The organism is Gudongella sp. QWL-04 (assembly GCF_058683975.1).
In genome coordinates, this window is record NZ_CM178754.1 from 1,512,848 (window position 1) to 1,532,694 (window position 19,847).

At 40.2% G+C, this 19,847-nt stretch carries 24 protein-coding genes; 1 reads left to right on the top strand and 23 read right to left on the bottom strand.

The window, feature by feature from the left end:
* Positions 1–31: 31 nt before the first annotated feature.
* From AC4PHB_RS07605 to AC4PHB_RS07625, 5 genes are all read right to left on the bottom strand, one after another.
* Positions 32–1,105 (bottom strand): Glu/Leu/Phe/Val family dehydrogenase, encoded by a 1,074-nt coding sequence (locus AC4PHB_RS07605; protein ID WP_492135852.1) that lies wholly within the window; start codon positions 1,103–1,105, stop codon positions 32–34.
* 118 nt (positions 1,106–1,223) lie between these two features.
* On the bottom strand, positions 1,224–2,474 hold the full coding sequence (locus AC4PHB_RS07610) for an MFS transporter (RefSeq protein ID WP_492135853.1): 1,251 nt from the start codon (positions 2,472–2,474) through the stop codon (positions 1,224–1,226).
* A 45-nt stretch (positions 2,475–2,519) separates the two neighbouring features.
* A complete protein-coding gene (locus AC4PHB_RS07615; RefSeq protein WP_492135854.1) occupies positions 2,520–3,281 on the bottom strand; it encodes an IclR family transcriptional regulator in 762 nt (253 codons plus the stop codon).
* Positions 3,282–3,391: 110 nt separating this feature from the next.
* Positions 3,392–4,270 (bottom strand): EamA family transporter, encoded by an 879-nt coding sequence (locus AC4PHB_RS07620; RefSeq protein ID WP_492135855.1) that lies wholly within the window; start codon positions 4,268–4,270, stop codon positions 3,392–3,394.
* A gap of 38 nt (positions 4,271–4,308) precedes the next feature.
* A complete protein-coding gene (locus AC4PHB_RS07625; protein WP_492135856.1) occupies positions 4,309–5,310 on the bottom strand; it encodes an NADH:flavin oxidoreductase in 1,002 nt (333 codons plus the stop codon).
* 190 nt (positions 5,311–5,500) lie between these two features.
* Between AC4PHB_RS07625 and AC4PHB_RS07630 the strand changes: the two genes are divergently transcribed.
* Positions 5,501–6,145: an aspartate/glutamate racemase family protein gene (locus AC4PHB_RS07630; RefSeq protein WP_492135857.1), complete on the top strand. Its 645-nt coding sequence runs from the start codon at positions 5,501–5,503 to the stop codon at positions 6,143–6,145.
* A 467-nt stretch (positions 6,146–6,612) separates the two neighbouring features.
* Here AC4PHB_RS07630 and AC4PHB_RS07635 read toward each other — a convergent pair whose 3' ends face one another.
* The 18 genes from AC4PHB_RS07635 to AC4PHB_RS07720 form a co-directional block, all read right to left on the bottom strand.
* A complete protein-coding gene (locus AC4PHB_RS07635; protein ID WP_492135858.1) occupies positions 6,613–7,614 on the bottom strand; it encodes an exonuclease domain-containing protein in 1,002 nt (333 codons plus the stop codon).
* Between the two features lie 59 nt (positions 7,615–7,673).
* Positions 7,674–7,865, bottom strand: a complete 192-nt coding sequence (locus AC4PHB_RS07640) for a hypothetical protein (RefSeq protein WP_492135859.1) — start codon at positions 7,863–7,865, stop codon at positions 7,674–7,676.
* A complete protein-coding gene (locus AC4PHB_RS07645; protein ID WP_492135860.1) occupies positions 7,858–8,040 on the bottom strand; it encodes a hypothetical protein in 183 nt (60 codons plus the stop codon). Before AC4PHB_RS07645 ends, AC4PHB_RS07640 begins: the two co-directional genes overlap by 8 nt.
* An 80-nt stretch (positions 8,041–8,120) precedes the next feature.
* Entirely contained in the window at positions 8,121–8,309 is a 189-nt protein-coding gene (locus tag AC4PHB_RS07650; RefSeq protein ID WP_492135861.1) for a hypothetical protein, read from the bottom strand.
* A complete protein-coding gene (locus AC4PHB_RS07655; RefSeq protein WP_492135862.1) occupies positions 8,297–8,638 on the bottom strand; it encodes a hypothetical protein in 342 nt (113 codons plus the stop codon). Before AC4PHB_RS07655 ends, AC4PHB_RS07650 begins: the two co-directional genes overlap by 13 nt.
* 334 nt (positions 8,639–8,972) lie before the next feature.
* Positions 8,973–9,386 carry a hypothetical protein gene (locus AC4PHB_RS07660; RefSeq protein ID WP_492135863.1) on the bottom strand — a complete coding sequence of 138 codons (414 nt, stop codon included), beginning with the start codon at positions 9,384–9,386 and terminating at the stop codon, positions 8,973–8,975.
* Positions 9,387–9,973: 587 nt separating this feature from the next.
* Positions 9,974–10,390, bottom strand: coding sequence for a hypothetical protein (locus AC4PHB_RS07665; RefSeq protein WP_492135864.1), 417 nt, complete (start codon positions 10,388–10,390; stop codon positions 9,974–9,976).
* 111 nt (positions 10,391–10,501) lie between these two features.
* Complete coding sequence (locus tag AC4PHB_RS07670; RefSeq protein ID WP_492135865.1) at positions 10,502–11,044, bottom strand: hypothetical protein; 543 nt, start codon at positions 11,042–11,044, stop codon at positions 10,502–10,504.
* 119 nt (positions 11,045–11,163) lie between these two features.
* Entirely contained in the window at positions 11,164–11,292 is a 129-nt protein-coding gene (locus AC4PHB_RS07675) for a hypothetical protein (protein WP_492135866.1), read from the bottom strand.
* Between the two features lie 22 nt (positions 11,293–11,314).
* A complete protein-coding gene (locus AC4PHB_RS07680; protein ID WP_492135867.1) occupies positions 11,315–11,491 on the bottom strand; it encodes a helix-turn-helix domain-containing protein in 177 nt (58 codons plus the stop codon).
* Between the two features lie 247 nt (positions 11,492–11,738).
* Entirely contained in the window at positions 11,739–13,466 is a 1,728-nt protein-coding gene (locus AC4PHB_RS07685; RefSeq protein WP_492135868.1) for a hypothetical protein, read from the bottom strand.
* 12 nt (positions 13,467–13,478) lie between these two features.
* Positions 13,479–14,045, bottom strand: coding sequence for a hypothetical protein (locus AC4PHB_RS07690; RefSeq protein ID WP_492135869.1), 567 nt, complete (start codon positions 14,043–14,045; stop codon positions 13,479–13,481).
* A 29-nt stretch (positions 14,046–14,074) separates the two neighbouring features.
* Positions 14,075–14,494 (bottom strand): hypothetical protein, encoded by a 420-nt coding sequence (locus AC4PHB_RS07695; RefSeq protein WP_492135870.1) that lies wholly within the window; start codon positions 14,492–14,494, stop codon positions 14,075–14,077.
* Between the two features lie 510 nt (positions 14,495–15,004).
* Complete coding sequence (locus AC4PHB_RS07700) at positions 15,005–15,346, bottom strand: hypothetical protein (RefSeq protein ID WP_492135871.1); 342 nt, start codon at positions 15,344–15,346, stop codon at positions 15,005–15,007.
* On the bottom strand, positions 15,318–16,367 hold the full coding sequence (locus AC4PHB_RS07705; protein WP_492135872.1) for a sigma-70 family RNA polymerase sigma factor: 1,050 nt from the start codon (positions 16,365–16,367) through the stop codon (positions 15,318–15,320). Before AC4PHB_RS07705 ends, AC4PHB_RS07700 begins: the two co-directional genes overlap by 29 nt.
* Positions 16,368–16,382: 15 nt before the next feature.
* Entirely contained in the window at positions 16,383–16,685 is a 303-nt protein-coding gene (locus AC4PHB_RS07710; RefSeq protein ID WP_492135873.1) for a hypothetical protein, read from the bottom strand.
* Positions 16,686–16,732: 47 nt separating this feature from the next.
* The gene (locus tag AC4PHB_RS07715) at positions 16,733–16,978 is read right to left on the bottom strand and encodes a hypothetical protein (RefSeq protein WP_492135874.1); all 246 of its coding nucleotides are present in this window, start codon (positions 16,976–16,978) and stop codon (positions 16,733–16,735) included.
* Between the two features lie 350 nt (positions 16,979–17,328).
* The gene (locus tag AC4PHB_RS07720; protein ID WP_492135875.1) at positions 17,329–19,800 is read right to left on the bottom strand and encodes a bifunctional DNA primase/polymerase; all 2,472 of its coding nucleotides are present in this window, start codon (positions 19,798–19,800) and stop codon (positions 17,329–17,331) included.
* Between the last annotated feature and the right edge of the window lie 47 nt (positions 19,801–19,847).

Below are 19,847 nucleotides of genomic sequence, written 5' to 3' on the forward strand. Positions count from 1 at the left end.
TCCTAATTGATCACTTAATACATCTTTAATATCACTTAAGGTAATAGCTCTTTCTCATTATTGCACTATCGATCCTCTGCTTAGCCAGGATCATAGCTGCATCATAGGTTGTGGTGTTGCTCTCTGCTGCGATCTTAAATACCTTGGTTATTGAATTTCCTATTCCTGCTACCTGATTATATGCCCTTTCCCTATTGTAGCCAATGAATTGGTGCGAGTTGTTGATTACACCACCTGCACTCATTATGAAATCTACCGCATATGCTATCCCTGCATCCTTTAGCATTTGAGAGTGTTTTTTCTCATCGGCAAGCTGGTTGTTTGCTGAACCTGCTATTAGCCTGCACTTTAGTTTTGGGATAGTATCGTCGTTAAGTATGCCTCCTAAAGCACAGGGTGAAAGGATGTCTACATCAAGTCCAAGTATCTCATCCGGCTTAACGACCTCCACAGGAAGTGAGCTTCTAAGCCTAGCAACTGAATCCTCATTGACATCAGCTACTATGACCTCAGCACCAGCCTCAATAAGGTATTTTGCAAGAACCGACCCAATATTTCCTACACCCTGGATGGCAACCTTCTTACCCTTAAGCGACTTGTCCTCATAGACTTCATTGACAGCAGACTTTATACCTTCAAAACAACCAAATGCAGTAGCTGCAGATGTACTGCCTCCTCCTCCATAGGATTCCGGCAGTGCTACATTGTACTTGGTCTCCTTGCGTACGATGATCATATCGTTTTCATCTGTACCAATATCGACCCCTGTTATGTATCTTCCTGACAAGCCCTCTACCATCCTGCCGAAGGCTCTCAAGAGATCTTCTGTTTTGTCCTTCTTAGCATCTCCGATTATAACTGCCTTTCCACCACCAAAGTCGATTCCGCAGGCTGCATTTTTCCAGGTCATAGCCTTACCCAGCTTAAGAACATCAGCCAGGGCGTCCTCTTCCTTATCGTAGGGCATCATTCTGGTCCCCCCAAATGCAGGTCCCAATGCAGTGTTGTGGATGGATATCAATGCCTTTAATCCAGAGTGCTTGTCGTACCCATAAACGACTTGTTCAAATTCGTCGGCTTGCATGATTTCAAATAACGGTTTCATCTAATACCTCCCTTTGAAATTGTAACTAGCGGTTCTATTGAGCACTTAAAAGCTTCGACAGACTTAAAATTCACCTCCCAATTTTTGCCTGCCAACTTTGCATTTCTTGATCCATTTTCTATTCAGCATATTTCCTCATAACTCTTGAAAGATAAATCATCGCCAAAGGTGATACCAAAGCTCCTATTCCAAGTATCATGAAAGGCAATCCCCAGTTGGGGTACTCTATCGTCATTGAAAGACCCTTGTTGACACTTCCCAATATTCTGCCAAATACGTAAGGAGAAATTATCGTCGCACCAAAACCGACTGCAGACTGTACTCCAAGTAGCGTAGCTGTTTTATCTGAATCGGCATATTCAGTGAGTATGACCTTATATATCCCAGAATCAGCAACGGCCCAAAAACCTACCCATAGAGCTATGGCTATTACCAAGGCAGGGCTCATGCTGCTCAAAAGCCCGAATGCAAGTTCACCAAGTATGCTGAAAATCGATGCTGCCATGATCAGTCGTATTTTGTTAAGTTTATCTGACATGTAACTAACTATAAATACCGAGGGAGCGCCTAGAAGTATTACATACGCCGCTATCCTCCCTCCATTGGCTACGGCTTCGGCTTGTGATGCACCACCGAGATAAATGACCGAAGATAGGTAATTACCTATCCAGCCCCAGAAGGTGTAAAGCTCCCACATGTGTCCGGCATAAGCTATTATTGCTATTGCTATTACAGTATTTTTGAACTTCTTATTTATCATCTTTTCAGAGGAAAGGCTTGATTTTTGAGATGTAGGACTCGTTGTATCCTTTGGTTTTTCTTCAATAAATAGTATCAGCAGAAATCCTGCGATAAGGGCTGGCACTGATGTCCAGAATATCCCTGATCTCCACCCGCTGGCTGCAGCTATGGGAGAAGCTATGAAGTAGCCTCCGGCATATGCTATAGTCAATGCAGCAGTATAAGCACCAACAGCCATCCCTCTGTCCTTTTTGTCAAACCAATTGGTCAATAGAGCTATCCCTGGTGCATAAATCGCTCCAGCACTGAGACCTGTAAGTATTCGGAAAAACAACGTGCTCTCGAAGCCCGTGGCCAACAGAGAGAACAATATTGAAAATAATCCGGTAAGAAGGGTCGCTATGGAAACTATTTTCTTTCTTCCAAATTTATCGGCAAGCCAGCCTGTAAAAATTACAGTCAGTACATAACCTGCTTGAAAAACAGAAAGAATGGTACCCATTTCTGCTGTGGTCAGAGAAAGATCTGACTGGATGAAGCTAGATACTGCTGAAAAGTTATACCAAGGCAGGTAACCCAATATCATAGCGAATACCATTATCAATAGAACCTTGTATTTTTTTGCCATAATTATCCCCCAGTTGTTCAACTATATGATCAGTATTAGTTAGGTTTATCTTTCTTTGTTGCTAAGTTTCCATCCAATTGCCTTGGTCATTTCGCCAGCGGCTGACAATACAAATTTCAGATTTTTATCAAAGTCATCTTTTATCCTGAAGGCAGGACCAGATATACTCATTGCAGCTGAGATCTGGCCTTTTGAATCGCGGATAGGTGCCGCAATGCAAAACAGTCCTTCCTCTGCTTCTTCGTTGTCAATGGCATAGCCCTGATCCTTGATTTTCTTAAATTCAGCCCTTAGCTCTTCCCTGTCTGTTATAGTGTTAGGGGTTCTTCTTACAGGTGTTGTGTTGGCAAGGTATTCCTCAATTTTGTCGTCGCTCATATTAGCCAATAAAACCTTCCCAAAGGACGTTATATAGGGTTCATCCCTAAAGCTCATGTTTGATGTGTGTGTAAGGTTTTTATTTGATCTGACCTTGTCTACCAGGTAGGTCTTGTAATCCTCGAGCACGCAAAAATGTACGGTCTCCCCTGTTTTATCAGACAGATCCATGAGGAATGGTCTGCCCAATTCTGCCAGGGAATTCTCCCTTACAAGCTTTCCAGATATAGAAAACAAAACTCTTCCTGGGGTGTACTTTTTGCTTATTCTGTCCTGTACTAGGTAGTTCAGATCAACAAGGGACGAAAGTATCCTGTGGGTGGTACTTGCAGGCAATTCAACTGCCTCACTTATTTCAATTACACCTATGCCGTCCTTTGAGTCGACAACTGCTTCTATGATCCTGCATATTCTATCTACGCTTTGCATCTATTTCACTCTCCGGTAATTCCACTCATTGGAATCATATTCTATTAGTTGATATAATTATATGGCTAAAAAAAAACCTTGTCAATTGCATGACAAGGTTTTTTGTAAATTTATAGCTTTTTTTCTGACCTTTTAACCGATACAATTATTAAACCTGCAAATACGAGAGCTATGCCTATCCACGATACAGGAGACAACTGCTCCTTCAATAGGAATACACCAAGCATGGAGGCTGTTGCAGGCTCTGTAAGAGATAAGGTCACGGCCTTATGCATTGAAATCCCAGACAGGCCATAAGTAAAAAGGACATATGCCAGAGCTGTTGCGAGAAGTCCCAAATGAAGAGCTACCCCTATTCCTTGAACGGATTTCAGCCAGCTAAGGTCATACAAAACAAGCATCGGAGAAAGAAGTATTGCGCCAATAAAGAAGACCACACCCGTTACTGCGAAGGTTGAGTACTTATCCAGCAATTGTTTGCTGAAGGCAGTGTAGCCAGCATATGCCGCTCCAGCCGCAAGAGCTAGCAGCACTCCATTTATGTTCACTGAAAGCTCCTGACCACCGGTAATCAGAAGAATGCATCCTACCACCGATACCAGTGTTGCAAGAAGCCACTTTGTGTCAGGTTTTTCTCTACCCATAATCATTGAAAAAATACCTGCAAATACAGGCGCACTTCCTATTGCAACGACTGTGCCCATTGCTACCCCTGTCTTAAGTACAGCAGCAAAAAAGAAAAGCTGATATGCTGCCACGCTTGCAGCTGAGATGAAGGTATTTGGATTAAGCCAAATATCTTTGCCTTTGACCGCACCCTTTGATAATGCCAGAATGGCTAAAGCTGACCCCCCAATAGCAAGCCTTACTGCACCTATGGAGAGTGGAGATGCACCAGTCGGGGCGAAATGCTGAGCTGTCCCCGTGGTCCCCCAAAGAACTGAGCCGGCAAGGACCATTAGTATGTAAAATGCTTCGTTCTTTTTCATTATGCAGCTCCTTAAGTCTTAATCTTGTTCTATTTATTCTATCCTTTTAGTAATTCTATTGCCTCACATGCCCACATTGGGTCTTTTAATGCTGCTCGTCCCACTCCTACCAAGTCTGAATATCCTTGCTCAACAATTTCCTCAGCAGAAAACGGATCAATTATTCCTCCGGTCAATATTACGGGTATATTTACTCTGTTCCTTATTGCTTTACTTAAATCCCTGAAATACCCTTGCGCTGAGTTATTAGGAAGTGTATAGCCGCAAAGCCCTCCTGATATGTCGATTATGCTTATGCCAGCTTTTTCAAGCTCCACAGCAGCTAAAATGCTGTCCTCGATCGTGGTTCCACCATCCCTATAGTCAGAAGCACCAAGCCTTAGCAGGATCGGATACTCTTCGCCTACTTCCTCTCTAACAGATGAGATCACTTCCAAATGAAGCCTGATCCTGTTTCTTATATCTCCTCCGTATTCATCTGTCCTTCTATTTGTGATCGGAGAGTAGAATTGGTTGAGCAAATATCCATGTGCGGAATGTATCTCCACTCCATCGAATCCCGATAATTTAGCCCGCTTCGCTGCACTACTGAATTCCCTGATAATTCCAGAGATATCATCCCTCGTCATTTCCTTAGGCATCATTTGTGCCTTGCTCCGAGGATTCACTATGCTTGAAGGTCCTATTACTTCACTTTTCGTAATTACCGGATTGCCCATGCTGCCGCAGTGGTTCAACTGCATTATTACCTTGGATCCGTTTAAATGGATCGCTTCCGTTAACTTTCTTAGACCGGGAATATTTGAATCCTCTGCTGCAGAAAGCTGACCTTCACTAGCTCTACCTTGATGTGAAATGAATGAATGCTCAACTATGATAAGGCCGAAACATCCGCCTTTAGACATTTTATCATAATGATCTATCAACTCTTTGTTGACAGTACCATCCTCATTTGCCTTTGTAGTCTCAAGAGGTGGCAAGACGAGGCGGTTATTAAGTACTATTTTATCTGTTTTGATGGGTTTTAATAATATCGACATTCAATTACCCTCCCACTTCGCATTTGATTTGATTATATCACAGCTTTATATTTGACAGTGTTAAGCTTAAGCCAATATTTGATAAAATCAACCTTGATTCAGTCACTTTGCTGTGTTACTCTGGTATTGTAATCGGGTGAATGCCAACAATCGCTTGATGCACAAAAACAGCTAACGAAGGGGTGTCTTTATGGACCGCAGTGGAATTGGTATCATAGCTGGAACTTATGTCGATACACAAATGGGAGTGGATTTCTTCGCCGCAAAAGGAATAGCTGCTAAGGGGTATCCGGTTTCATCATCCCCCGAGGAGCAATCCAGCCTTCAGATCTTGTCGCCTAATGAGCTTGCAGAGGATATTCGCAAGCTTGTACGACGGATCAAGGATGAGGGCAGAGATACTATTATAGTTTATTGCAACTCCTTGAGTACGGCTGTGGATTTCCAAGCAATTTCCATAGAGGAAGAAATCAGGATAATTACTCCTTTGTCAGCCTATAAATCCATTGCTTCCAAATACAGTTTCGTTGGTCTGCTAACTGCAAATAACCAAACCTCCTCAGGAATTGAGAAAATTATGCTGGGTGTCAATCCTGAGATCGATGTGGTTGGCATAGCTTTATTACCAGTTGTAATACTTATTGAAGCTAATCTTCCTGCTAAGGCTATAATAGAAAAGTTTGCACTAAATCATATAGTTCAATTCTACAACACTATTGGTGCGGATGCAATCATCCTTGGGTGTACTCATTTTCCATATTTGAGTACTGAGCTTAAAAAACTAACCAAGCTTCCGATACTAGATCCAGTGGAAACTATGTTTCAAATGTTGTAGAGGTTTGAAAATAAATCAAGCACTACAGCTTTCTCAAGAAGGAAGCTTGTAGTGCTTTTTGTTTTGGTACGCCCAGAGGGATTCGAACCCCCGACCAACTGGATTGAGTTTTGATTAATTGTTATGTATTACCACATTTTATATTGTGTATTTTTCAATGTTTAATATGTTATATTATGTTTTCTTATACCCTTATAAATTATGTCATGGTGGCTAAAAGGTGGCTAAAATTATTCTTTTGTGTACTAGTGTTTGCAATGTGTTCACCTAATTATTATTCTTCGTTTTCTTATAGGTGACACTTATTCTTACTTCAATGGATTCTGGGTTCCTCGGTCCACCCTGAGTATTTAGTAGCATTGCGAGCCCCATTGGATGGCTCTTGATTTTTAATCGCTGCAATCGCATTTTGAGAGGTCATATCGATATGTATATATGTGCACCATGGTAAAACTATATCTCCTTAGCTAACATCCTGTAACAAAGTCATAGAAAACATCCTCACTTAAAATTTTCAAGTCCTGCCCCTTTAATATGAGATCTTCTGCCTTCTTTAGCTTAGAACTTTTTCCGTTCTTGATGCTAGAACAATAGTCGAAATTACCTAGTACTAAGAAATTCGTTTCTTTTGTTACACTATTTAGGCATTTGCCTCCAAGGTTGACAACTATTTGAGCAGCTGTTTTTCTATCCATGCGCTCCAACTTGCCAGTAAAAGTACAATTTTTATCATAGATTGGGTGATCCTCGTTTACTGCAAATCCTTCTGGTTTTAAATCACGTAAATCTATTGCTCTATTCGACCCTGATCTTGACTTCCACAAGGAATTTAGATCAATGTTATTAACATACAAATTTTGAATTAACTCTTGAAAGCACTCATGAGTGATCCTACAATCCGACAATGCTCTGTGGCCTTTAATTTCATTTACTCCCAATTGACTGGCCAATGTAGCTAATTTGTGATTTTCAAAATGTGGGTATACTTTTCTCGATAATCTAAGTAAGTCAACAAAATCGTTACATAGCCTATATCCTAATGTTTCGAACAACAGATCGTATAAAAAGTTTATATCAAAATGAACATTATGCCCGAGAAGAATATCTTTTCCAATAAAGGCTACAAACTCAGGTAATATCTCCTCAGGGGTAGGAGCTGCTTTGAGCATCTCATTAGTTATTCCAGTTAGTTCAGTAATAAAATCATCAACATACTCCTCATGCCATTCATCGTCATCACCTAATACAAAACCTGGATTAGGCTGTATCAAAGACTCAAAAGTATCAGCTATAGCATTATTAACAACTTTAATTGCCCCAATCTCAATGATTTGGTCGAATCTCTGATCTAGGCCAGTAGTCTCTATGTCTATTACTGTATAATTCTCTGGCAATGCAATAAGATTTTCTCCCTTTGTTCTGATATTTTTATGGCTATCGTTTGAGTTTAAGCTAATCTCAAAATTCATGATCCCCATCCTTTATTGATAATCTAAGGTATAACCAACTCTTGTAGATCTTCTTTCCTTTAACTCCTTTCCCTTAGCCAATCCATAAATAAATCTTCATAAATCAGATACACCCAATTCTTATTTCCAGATAATTTAGGATCTAATGCTTCACCCCAGTTGTATCTTCCGGACCTTAGTAGTCCATATAAATTATTGACGGCTAGACCTGATCTTTTGTGAGCTTCCTGCACTGATATCCTTTTAATCATCTTTTCCCCCATTACTTGAACTGATATCCATTTGATAATCTTTTTCTCTCGCCGCATGCCAGGTTATAAACTTATCGACCATCAGGTCTAAAAAGTCTTCCCTTATACGCTCAAGCTCCTTATCGTTAATATCAACTATTTCGATTTCTACTACTCTTTCTTTTAACTTTGTCACGGATATTCCTCCTTTCAAATGGATAAATAGAATTTGGCATTAATTTCTTACTACTCCATTTCCTACTATTTGATAAGATTTTATAGGTCATCGCCGTTCACCCATTTTTCAAACCTGAGTTTCGGTATGATGAAGGAATCCTTTCCCTCTCCCCGGACTACTGCGCCTATAGGGAGTGTGCCCTGAGCGATTCCTCTACGTATAAACTGAGGATTTCTACCAAGTATTTCGGATACTTCTTGAATTGTAAGAGTTTCTACTTTTTCCATATGAACCTCCTATTCTCTGGCTCTGGTTGGACTTCCCTGACCCTTTTAACCTCACCTTTGGCTATTAGGTCTATTATCGGCTTTCTCTCTTCCTGGGGCATCCTCGCAAGCTGTATAGCGTCTGTCTTTGGCAAGTCTGCTTCTCTGATTACTTTCTTTTCCTCTGGCTCAAGGTTCTTTGCTATTTGGAGCTCTTCTTTGATGACGGTTTCACTCCTGCCAGTTTTTTCTGAGGTGTCTGCTACGAATGAGGGTTTTTCCGTTAGTCGGATTCCGTCTTTCGGTAGATTCTGCTTAAGTGTTGCTTCTCTCTTAGTCTCCGGATACAACTCCTCGTATATCTGCTTTCTTCTTAGTAAGAGATCCGCTCTCTCTGTAAAGTGCAGCTCGTTTCTAATCAGGTTCTCATCAATTTCTATTAGCTCTTTGTCGATATCTGAGATTTATTAGAGCCAAGCTCACCACTACCCATGCCCCAAAAACATGGGTAAATCAGCCATACTTTACTATGTCTAACTAATTTCAGAGGCCTTGTAGGGCATTTTGATGCGTGGTTAAAATGTCTATTTTTACACGTTTTTGCGTTTTAGTTTAACTTGCTGGTAACTTGCTAAAATCTTCTTGTTCCTATCCGATTTATGATTTCACAAAAATGCCAGGAGATTAATCCTGGCAGATTTTTTTATAATATTCATTGTTGTTCAAAAAATTCACTACCTCTTCAAGCAATAACCCATATGAGTACCTTCCATTAAATGCCTGTCCGATAATTCTGAGTTGTAAATTAAAATCATCGGTTGTTCTTAAGGCTCGTTTGTAAATATCTTCAATCATAACTGCACATATCTTGAAATTTTCTTTATAGTGCATCGATCTAATAATGTTTCCAAAATCTCTAATAGTCAAACTGTATATTTTCTTAACATGCTTGTAAGTGTATTTGTCGTAGTATTTCAAAATATAAGCTACCCCAAGTTGGCATCGTCCAATTGTATAGTTTTTGAACGGTGATTTAGAAATCTTATTCCGTATCATTCCAAATACGGTCATAACATATTCTGCATACCTAATCGTCATCGGCCTGAAGTTCGTTTCTATTAGATATATCCCGGCCAATAGGTTCTTAGGTAGTTTATGATCTTGCGCTAACCTTTGTAGCTGAATCAAATATTTTCTATTCTTATATAATCTTTTCTTAGAACATAGCTCTATTGTCTTATTACTGTATGATAACTTACTTGTCATCTAAATACTTACCCTTTGAGATAATTGAATCAACGAAAGAGTCGATAGAGTCTATTTGGTCTTTAATGTGGTATCTGAGACTTGATAGTGACTCTTGAAGTTGATGTTCAAGATTTAATTCAATGATCTCGCCCGAACTAGATTGTTGAGCACTTAATATATAATAGTAATCCTCTTTTGATCTGTCATAGAATGAGAATAAATAAATCAAACCGGTGTCTATTTTGGTGCAATATGAGTTGAACTCACTCAAGTATGGCCTTTCATGCTCAAAAGCATCATAATACTCATTGCTAGAGATCAAGAAATGTCTTAATCTTTCATTGCGGTTCTTGTCTAAATATTCAGATACTACTTCCCATTTATACAGTGAACGTTTGGTAAGATTAATCAAGCTAACAATAAGATCTAAAACTTTATCACTTTTCGTCATCGATTATCGCATCTCCTTTGTCTAGTTTAGCTTTCAAATTATTCAGATTGTCCAATAATACCTTTTTCTTAGTATCACTTATTACTTCTTCTTTAAGGGAGTTTATTATTGAATCCATATTCGTTTTCTCTTCCTGAGTGAATATGTTGGGATACTGTTTTAATTTATGTATAGATGACTGTATCACAGATATATTAGTTAAGCTAATAGCATCATCCTCGATTAGAATCTGAATACAATGATTCATATTTTTCAGCATTCGATTTCTATTTTTATTGTATGACTGAATATCGAGCATCCGTCTGATGTTTTTCTCAACTCTTTTAGATGTACATGCGCTATAGATAGCTAGTCCTCCAACAATAATAGAAACAATCAAATTAATCCAGTCTGCTGGTTTCATCCAACCTCCCCCTCTTGTCTAAAATATACCCTATAATGCCCTCTTGTGGCAAGATAAAGAAAATAAAATATGAAAAAGCAAAAAAGGCTCTTTCGAGCCTTGACCTTTAACTTATTGAGCCTCCAACTTCTCATCATTTTGAGGGGAAGTCAGGATGTTTTTTCTTTTAGCTCTCTCTGATCTGATCCCGTCAACTTTACCTAGGAGATAGTATTTTAGAGTAAGTTCAAAATCATTTGAGATAGGGTTGTTCTTGAGCCTTACTGAGTCATCAATTCTCTTCATAACTAACAGAGGAAGCTCATGAGGGTAGCAGTTACTATATATTTTTTCGAGCGTATCTACCATAACTCCTGCCTCTCTCCATTTTTTTCGATGATACTCTGCTTCTTCTTCCGTCTCAAATAATTTACCGCGAAAGGTTCTTTTTTCTAATTCCTTTTCCTTTATTCTATCTTCTAATTCCTTCTTATGAGTCTCCGCAAGTAATCTTTCCGTCATTTCTCTATCTTTTTGGGCAAGTTCCTGAATGTTCTCCTCAGTTGGTTCAATCCCTAGTGCTTTAAGTCTGTTTATCTGGTTTTCTCTTGCCTGCTTTTTTTCCTTTAGAATCTCCTCTGAGTATAAGTCGTTCATCTGCACAACATTAATCATTTTATTAACCTCCTTTGATTTGAATCAGAAGGATGATATAATTTGCTTAGTACCATCTTCCTGATGGGCTCTCTAAAGGTATTCAGACAAAGCTTGCCGGCTGCTGGATACCTTTTCTGTTATTCTTCATTCGATCTGATGTACTCCACTGCTTTTAGCAGACCCTCCCATAGTTCATCCAGGGTTAAAGTCTTTAAATATTGCTCAAGTTTTTCTCTAACCTCAATAGTTGTCGTTAAGTTCTCCAAACTTTTCCCTCCCTCGGTTCCATTATTTATCCTTCAACCATTCGATTACAGCTTCCCTTTCAACCCTCCATGATTTTCCTACTTTTAGAGCCTTTAGTTCGCCCGCTTCGATTGCTCTCCTGATCGTACTATGATGCACTTTCAGAAAATCAGCTATCTCTTTGATAGTGTTGATGTCTTGCAGATTTTCTATTCCCATAACTTAACCCCCTTTCATATTACGTTTTAATATTCTTATATTAGTTTTATTATGTTTATAATAGCATTGATATGTTTTACTGTCAACAAGTAATTAAAATAAAAATCCTCTCTGCGGTGGCAATCCACAGAGTGGTAAAGAGGTGGAAGCCTTTTAGCGTCATGCTGGACGTATTGATGAATGGATTCTTCAATGAAATATCCAGGGTTTTTTAGGGTGTCTTAACAATCAAATGAACTGTGGTTTTCTATACTACCCCTGCTCTCTTTGCCTGTTTGAAATTATCAAACACTCTTACCAGTTTGGACACATCATCAATCTCATCCATCCGCACATTTAGGTTAAATACATAATTATCTCCCGAGCCTTTTCGATTCTCTTCAGCTGGTACTATTCTTTCACCCTTGTGCAGCTGAGCGATATAACCATCGAAAGGGACAAAATCAAGACCGTTTCTATGGCTACCATTCACATAGTTTGGGGTAACTGAACTGAAGGACGAAGTAGTTTCTTTTATCCCATTAGTAACTGTCCCGAACATGTCTGACATATTCTTTATAAAGGAGTTCATTTCCCCTCCTTTACCTATCAGGAAGTTGATGGCTGTCACCACTGCGAACAATGCAACAGCAACTCCGGCAATGATACCAGCCCACTTCAAGAATCCCAGGAATCTCGTACTATCCAGCAGAGTATTGAAAGCCTTCCCAGCTCCGGAGACCACGTCCATGAGCCCTTTCGCTGCCTTCATTCCGTCATTAACTATAGAGATTGCTTTGAAAAGTCCAACAATAGCAAGAATGACCGGCCCGATTACTGCAGCTATACCTCCGATAGTTACGATTAGAGTCTTCGTTCCATCACTTAGATTCGAAAACTTCTCTATCATGTTATTTGTAAATTCGATAAATGGCAGGAACATCGGAAGGATCTGTTCTGAAAAACTCTCTCCCAGCTTCTTAAGCCCCTCCTGAAACTTCAATAATTGAGTTGTAGCGTTGTCTTGCTCCTTGCTATAGTGACCAATGACATCCCTTGATCTATCCATAACAAAATCATATCTCAGCTGGACCTTCTCCGCTTCTGTCATCTCAGAGATCTTCTCTCTGATCCCTTTTGAGTGTGCAAACTGCTGCAGGTTTGCTTGAGTCATTACGATCCCGTACTTCTTAAGAGCTTCAGTCTCTCCAGTGAATATAGATGTCAGAGCCGTCTGAGCTACTTCAAGCTTTCCACCATGGAAAGCTACCATGTCAACTGAGAGCTGCGTTAATGCTTTTGAATAGTCAACTGTCTGCTGAGTGTTTATTCCCATCCCGCTGGCCAGAGCTCCGAAAGCATTGGCCATGTCGAGGGCGGTGGTCTTTGCAAGACCAAAGTTTGTAAATGCCCTTTCAGACCACGCTTCCATATCTTGTGAGAATCCTTTGAAGACTGCCCTAGCCTTACCCATTGCATCCTCTAGATCAGCTCCAAGTTTGAAGCTAGCAGCTGCAGCTGCTAGTACTGGAAGGGTGACCTTAGTAGTTAGATCTTTACCAATCTCTGTTGCCTTATCCCCGAAGGTTTTCCATTCTTCTGAAGTCTTACCCAGAATGGTCTTTTGTTTGTCAAGTTCCTTTATAACTGCGTCCAGCTCAGCCCTGGCTTCCTTCAGCTTTGCCTCTGCTATCTGAAGATTGGTTGTGTTGTTCTGGACCGCCTTCGTGTTATCTCCATAAGCTGCCTTTGCCTGGTCAAGTTTCTCCTTGTGCTGCTCAACTTCCTTCTTGAGTATTGAGATCTTATTTTTTAAGAAGTCGAATTTAACCCCCAAGGCATCCACTGCTTTACCGCTTGCTGTAGCTTCAGCTGAAGAGGCTTTGAACTCAGCGTTCAAAATAGCCATCTGTTTCCTGACGTTTGGCACCCCGGCCTTAACCTCATTATAGTCAAACTCAAGTTTAATTGACCGTTTATATCCTCTGAAACTCATTTACTCACCGCCTTATTTTAAGAAATCTCTCATAGAATAAACCTGTTCCACTGGCTGCTTCCTTGTTAATCCTCCGGTATGGATATCAAGCATCCTAAGAACCTTAGCTGTTGTGCTATTGTAGAACTCCACCTCTGGCCTTGAGAGTTTTATGCAATAGCTATAATATAGGGTTTCCCAGAAAGCATTGTCTATCCCTTGATCAGTGGATGGAGGAGCTTGTGAAGTGATAGCCTTGACTGACTTATTATCCAGCTCCTGAGCTTCAGCTCCCGTAAGGAAGTTCTCTGTCATAAGCCTTGATATCTCAAGTAGGAGATCCTCTCCACCGGAGACGATTATATTCCTTGCCTCTTCGAGTGTAACATTCCGATCGTGGACCATCATACCAGAATGTAGGACCCTGGCTGTGAAATCGTAAGGCTTGGATATCATATCTGCAAATGCTGCTTGATTGAGTGGTCCATACTCGTAAGTGTAGAGAATGAATGCCTCGTTGTTGAATGTCGCAAATTTTGACGTTCCATCAGAGAACTCAATTTCTAATGGCTCCGGAGGCTTTACTATTACCCTTGCCATATTTTCACCACCTTATCATCTGCAGGATCCTATTCATTAGCTTTTTCCTCCAGCTCTGCAGCCTCGAGCAGGACTTGTTCTATCTGTTTATTGGTTTCCTTGATTTTCTCCATGAACATCTCCTTCTGGTCCTCTGTTGCCGTTGCAAGGAAATTATCAGTCAAGAGTCTAGCAATCTCATGCATGATCTCCTCACCGCCCCCGATCAGGATCATCTTTGCCTCGTCAAGCGTAATAGTCCTGTCTGCCATCTTCATCCCGCTGTATAGTACCTTTGACATAAAGTCGTATGGTTTGATAGGTAGTTCTGTTTTTATAAGCTCCTCCATGTCTCCAAATTCATGTTGAAACAAATAGAGCGCTTCCTTAGTGAATATTGCTTCCTTTACTGTCCCATCAGCAAACTCCATCTCAAGAGACTCAATCGGTTTAACTGCAAATTTTGCCATTCTGATCACTCCTTAATTATTAAGAATCTCTGTAATAAAACGACCTTTTTTGATATTTTTTATTGGTATTTGTAATTCTTTTCATGAATTTTGTACATTTACAGATGATTTCTCTTTCTATATGCTTCAGATCGATTCTCCAAAATTGCTACTTTATTAAGTCAAAGAGCTCCTCCGGATCTGCAGCGCACAGAGCATCTCTTTAGATATCTCCCATTTTGGGAGAAAGTTTCTTGCTGATGGCGTGGTCCCGGTCTATACGGAAAAGGCTCTAGAGATTTTGACCCCCCTGGGTTAGGGTAAGAGGGCAACCAATGCAATAATGTTAAGACCCACAGGCACTTGATCAGATCAAGGATCTATTAACCAGACTGATTTCGATTACTACGCACCGTAGAATAATACTTGTACTGAAGATACGCGATACTATTTTCTTTACGAAATGTTTTTCTCCGGAGAATATTATTGACCATACATCAATCTATCATCTTTCATTTTATTCCTATGGAATCAAGCTCCAGAATCCTGGCCACCAACCAAAGGGATATTCCTATACCTTGATACAATCTTCTCCCCAGTTTCAGTATCTTCAATGCTCTTGATGTATATACTATTCGAGAAGTAATATCCTTTCCCTTCTGACTGCTGCCTGGCCATTACTCTGCAGTTTAGTATTAGCTTGTATGTCCTCTTGGGGACTAATGCCAGGGGCAATTCAGGCTCGTACAGTTTATTGATTGTTACCACAGTCTCACTCTCATCATTTACGAATAGTGCCTTCAAGTTGTATGCATCTTCATGAACCACTCTATCAAATATTCCCTCAAACTCCATTATTAGTTTTGGCCTCATCCTCATCTCTCTCTTTCTGCATCCTCTTGTTTGTGTTAATTGCGTTCTGATATAGACTATCAAGGGATCTTTCCCGATATCCTATTCTTTTAATAACTATGTCCTCTACTGCTGATCCGGAGGTATGATCCCTTGGAGTTTTCATTTCCCCAAAGGTTGGCGAGGAATACCATCTGGTCCTATCATCCACCTCCTTCTCTATTTCTCTCATGACGGATCTATCCTTGAGTAAGCCCTGGATAAAGACTTTTTTCCTAAGAGTCCGCATTCCCTTCTCCCTGATTGATTGAACTTGTTTAGGAGAGTCAAGTCTTAGTTTTTCTGCTACTTCTTTGTATGAGTGGATCCTGCAGAATAGACCCAGTGATAGTCTTATTACTTCAAACTCCTCAGCTGTCAGCTCCTGCTGCATACTCTTAAAAAACTCCTCAATGAATATACTGCTGCAAAGTGTATCTTCAAATCGCGATGTAGCATCCTCGATCGTGTCACTTAATAGCATGTCCTCCTCTTCACCAATCGGAGTATCCAAGCTTAGGGTTTCTCTGGAAATAAGTTTTAGATATCTCACCTCATCCACTGGGATATTTAATAGATCAGCTATTTCCTTATCCGTAGGTTGACGTTGAAGATCCTGGAGGAGCTCCTCCCTGGCTTTGATGATCTTATGCAACTGCTCTCTTCTATGAGCTGGGATCCTAAGACTTGAGGCTCTATCCCGCATATAATTAAATATTGCCGTTCGAATGCAGAATGCAGCATATGCTGAAAACTTTCCACATTCTGGATCGTAGGTGTTGATTGCATTGATCAGCCCGATAGTTCCCTCCTGGAAGAGGTCCTCTTCATCTCTGCCAGGACTATCCACTTTTGTATATTTACTGCTAAAATACTTTACAAGCTTTAAGTTATGGAGGATCAGTAGTTCTTTCTTCTCTTCATCTTTCGTCTCTTCATATTCTCGCAGCAGTTCTTGCTGGAGATCTTCGTCAAGTCTTTTATGAAGATATATCTCAATCACTCCTCCGCTAAGGGTCTATTCTCTGTTCTCCAAATCTATCCTTTCAAGCTCCTCAGTAGGAAGTTTTGAAAAAATTATACCTTTGAAATTATCTGATTCAGTGCAGAAACTGATTTCGCCATCATACATACAGTCCATTGGCTTAACAGTCCTTTCGCCGTACTCATCCTCTACTAAAGCTAGGCAAACCACTCTTTCATACAAGTCTGGAATTGAATTATAAGTTGCTATCATATCAGCAGGAGCCGGTATGATTTGAATAATTATTTCGTCTTTTACTTTTTTCATTTTGGTATCCCCTTTCTTCTTTATATCCACGGGTTTACCTCCTTTGGTGTAGCTTATGTCAGATGCTATATAATTACTTATAGTTCACCCATCTCGATGTTGCATATCCTCCAATGGATAGGCTGCCGTTTATACTGCAGCTCCCGAAGTTGATTAGGTATCCTTGCCAACTCCTCGACTACTTTCTCAAACTCATCAGATAGAGGTTCTACTCTGCTAAGCTTCCCCTTCCAACTAACTTGTAGCCACAAGAGATATTGGATCCTCGAATCCAGTTTGGCTCTTTCCAGTTTCAGTCCTCGTAATTCTTCAGTTTCTTTCATTGCTTCCATCCCCTTTCGTTGTTTGCATCATTGCATTAAAGCGAGAAGTTTTTACCTTTTGGGTAGTCTTAGGGTAGTTTTTAGGGTAGTCTTAAATATTCATTTTCCAACGGGTACAGCCAAAAGGGTAGAAAAGGTAACTTTTTTTGAGACACACGTAGTATATATACAAGATTTATTTTAGTTTTATTGTTGTGAGAAACTCTCACGTATAGTCTGTATTTTTTAATTTTACCTTTTTTACCTTTTCTACCTTTTCACCCCTCAACCTATTGGAAAAAAGCCATTCTCATTTTTGATAAAAACTACCCTCGAATTACCTTTTCTACCTTTTTTTGACCCTATTTGGCTCAAAACTCTTCACAAATGTTCAGAAGGTATTCAAATCCGTCCAGCTCAAGGCCTTCCAGTTCCGCCTTGTCCAAGTCGATAGTTAAAAAACATCGACTCGTTGACTGGCCTTGAATAGTAACATTCCACTTTTTACTCAAATCTACTACATAATTTGCTTTAGCTATTTGCTTTTTGAAATCATAAGGATTTAAGAAACGCTCTTGAATATTATATTCTTTGATATACTTAGTCATTACAGCATGAAGCTCAGGGATCCGTAGGCCGATGACGCGGCTTGATTTACTCGCCCGATGGACGATGTAATCTTGCTGAAACCAATTCCGGCTCTTTAGTGCCTGGCTCATGAGCTCCAAAGTAATATCCACAGCGGATTTTGTTGAGTCACCCCCGCCGAGGTTCTCATCGATTACGATGTTTTGGAGAGTATCAAATAAATCAACCAGTCTCGTTCCTGTCTCCTCTTCGAAGTTTAATCCTAGGTCATTAAATATCAATTTTAGTATGGTAAGCCCAAAATAATTAATGCGCAGTGTGTTGACTATCCGCTCATCCTTGATGCTGCAATTCGCTTTCAAGTACTGATCAACCTTCACGAGTATGATTTCAATTGATTCATCATCGAGGCTCAAGGCCTTGTTCAGCAAACTCCTACCTAGTTTTGAAAGCCTTTTGCTATGCTTCAAGATTTCAAAATTCTCTTTATGAGCCCTCGATTCCTTTTTAGAAAAGGTTAAAAGCAAGCTTCTTTCAATTACTGCCGTTTCAGAGGTCGAGGCTTCACCGAACATGCATAGAGGAGCTGTCAAATAAAGATCCTCAAGCTCCTGGTTCCTTGTTCCTCTAGATGATTTCAGCCGATCGTAGCTCACTCTTGCTATATTTGAAATTGCGTTCATTATATGAGGAGCAAGCATGTCTGGTTTATATTCGTCTAAGATGTAAGATAAAGTATTATTGGAGCTCACGTTCTTATCCATAACAAATTTTGTGACTCCACTCGCTGAGTGAGTACCGCTTACTATCCCTAACATTGGGATTATAATGTTTTCGAGCGTCTGGCTTTTACCTGATCCAGCTTCCCCTGAAACGATAAGATGTGAAAATTTAATTTTATGGGTGGCCCAAAGTCTCTCTTTGAAAAACAAAGCGCCTAAATAGCCCATTATCCCGGCGGAGATTCCTTGAGAATTGAAACTGAGCAAACTACCGGCAATACCTCTAAGCTCCTCCCTACCGATTGGTTCGATACTCAGGAGTTCTGTTTGTATACCATTGGCGCAAACGTGGATGTAATCGTCCCTTAGGGCGTTTTCACATGTCAATGCTCCCTCTGCGGTCACGAAATACCAGCTCTTATTAATGTACTGCATCCCTCCAACAGCATATCCGGTTATTCTAATTTCAACGTTCTTAGATACTATTGTCTTGATATATTGTAAATCGGTCTTATTGCCTGTGAATCTCGCCTCGAGGCTGTTTGTAGCCTGGAGAAATCTATTCATGTCATCAAAATCACTGGTTCGATAGGACCTTTTGAAGCTTTTGCCCCCAATTATTTGAACGTTAGCCTCCAGCTCGTCAAGACTTGGGTTGTCAACTACCTCAATGAACCGCTGAGGGATTATAATAAAATTTGAAATCTCAATAGTCGAACCTTTCGGACCGTACTTATAATACCTACCATCTGCTTCAAATATAGGCAGTATATCTTCATCGTCATTAGCACAAGAACCCTTATCATACTTCAATACTTGATTGATTATAATTTCAAGTTCCTTATCCTCTAATGGCTCCAAACAGCGCTCAATATTTGCTCGTTTAAGCTCCTCTCGGACTTCATCATCAGTTTTACCTTTCGCTTGCAAACTGGACCCGTATCTAAAAAGCAAATCATTGCGCTCACCCCTCGGAATTATAGTTGGTAAAATAAACTTCTGGCCAGGGTTCTTGCCTTCGAGAAAATCCATAACTAAGTCATCAGCTTCAGCTATATCAAGAGATACAACCCATTCATAAGGCTTGCCATTTATTGTACTCCCCGGAGCTACTATGTAGCCACCATCCCCTCTTATGTCAACCCCAATATGAACACCGGTTTTATTCTTTACTACTTCTGATGTTCTGTACAACAGATGTAGTCCTCCTGAGGCCGTCCTGCTAGTCCTAGTTGGAGGTAATCGCCCATTTAATAGCTCCCAATCTTCGAGAGTCTTTATACCATCATTACCACCCTTTACGTCCAGGTCTATTACGAGGAGCCCCTCTCCTGTCCTCAGCCCAATATTCATGTCGCCCCATCTGAAGAGCTTCTCCACTTCTACAGGATCATTTGTAGCTAGCTTTTGCCAACCTTTCTTCATAGGTGTTTTCTGATCTGGTATTAAAGGGAATACTTTAAATCCCTCAGCTGCTAGTTGCAGAGCGCTAATTAATTTTTCATTCTGTTCATCGATCTTTACTCTTTCCATTCGGTCTACTCCTCTCATGCAGCTGTCGTGCCAAGAATCCCAAGGGG

Coding starts and splice junctions, on each gene's coding strand:
- AC4PHB_RS07650 (WP_492135861.1), bottom strand. CDS start 8,309: ATGGAAAAAGTAGAAACTCTTACAATTCAAGAAGTATCCGAAATACTT.
- AC4PHB_RS07635 (WP_492135858.1), bottom strand. CDS start 7,614: ATGAATTTTGAGATTAGCTTAAACTCAAACGATAGCCATAAAAATATC.
- AC4PHB_RS07685 (WP_492135868.1), bottom strand. CDS start 13,466: ATGAGTTTCAGAGGATATAAACGGTCAATTAAACTTGAGTTTGACTAT.
- AC4PHB_RS07660 (WP_492135863.1), bottom strand. CDS start 9,386: ATGACGATTAGGTATGCAGAATATGTTATGACCGTATTTGGAATGATA.
- AC4PHB_RS07680 (WP_492135867.1), bottom strand. CDS start 11,491: ATGGGAATAGAAAATCTGCAAGACATCAACACTATCAAAGAGATAGCT.
- AC4PHB_RS07665 (WP_492135864.1), bottom strand. CDS start 10,390: ATGAAACCAGCAGACTGGATTAATTTGATTGTTTCTATTATTGTTGGA.
- AC4PHB_RS07640 (WP_492135859.1), bottom strand. CDS start 7,865: ATGATTAAAAGGATATCAGTGCAGGAAGCTCACAAAAGATCAGGTCTA.
- AC4PHB_RS07690 (WP_492135869.1), bottom strand. CDS start 14,045: ATGGCAAGGGTAATAGTAAAGCCTCCGGAGCCATTAGAAATTGAGTTC.
- AC4PHB_RS07695 (WP_492135870.1), bottom strand. CDS start 14,494: ATGGCAAAATTTGCAGTTAAACCGATTGAGTCTCTTGAGATGGAGTTT.
- AC4PHB_RS07630 (WP_492135857.1), top strand. CDS start 5,501: ATGGACCGCAGTGGAATTGGTATCATAGCTGGAACTTATGTCGATACA.
- AC4PHB_RS07700 (WP_492135871.1), bottom strand. CDS start 15,346: ATGAGGCCAAAACTAATAATGGAGTTTGAGGGAATATTTGATAGAGTG.
- AC4PHB_RS07715 (WP_492135874.1), bottom strand. CDS start 16,978: ATGAAAGAAACTGAAGAATTACGAGGACTGAAACTGGAAAGAGCCAAA.
- AC4PHB_RS07620 (WP_492135855.1), bottom strand. CDS start 4,270: ATGAAAAAGAACGAAGCATTTTACATACTAATGGTCCTTGCCGGCTCA.
- AC4PHB_RS07605 (WP_492135852.1), bottom strand. CDS start 1,105: ATGAAACCGTTATTTGAAATCATGCAAGCCGACGAATTTGAACAAGTC.
- AC4PHB_RS07720 (WP_492135875.1), bottom strand. CDS start 19,800: ATGGAAAGAGTAAAGATCGATGAACAGAATGAAAAATTAATTAGCGCT.
- AC4PHB_RS07625 (WP_492135856.1), bottom strand. CDS start 5,310: ATGTCGATATTATTAAAACCCATCAAAACAGATAAAATAGTACTTAAT.
- AC4PHB_RS07670 (WP_492135865.1), bottom strand. CDS start 11,044: ATGATTAATGTTGTGCAGATGAACGACTTATACTCAGAGGAGATTCTA.
- AC4PHB_RS07615 (WP_492135854.1), bottom strand. CDS start 3,281: ATGCAAAGCGTAGATAGAATATGCAGGATCATAGAAGCAGTTGTCGAC.
- AC4PHB_RS07610 (WP_492135853.1), bottom strand. CDS start 2,474: ATGGCAAAAAAATACAAGGTTCTATTGATAATGGTATTCGCTATGATA.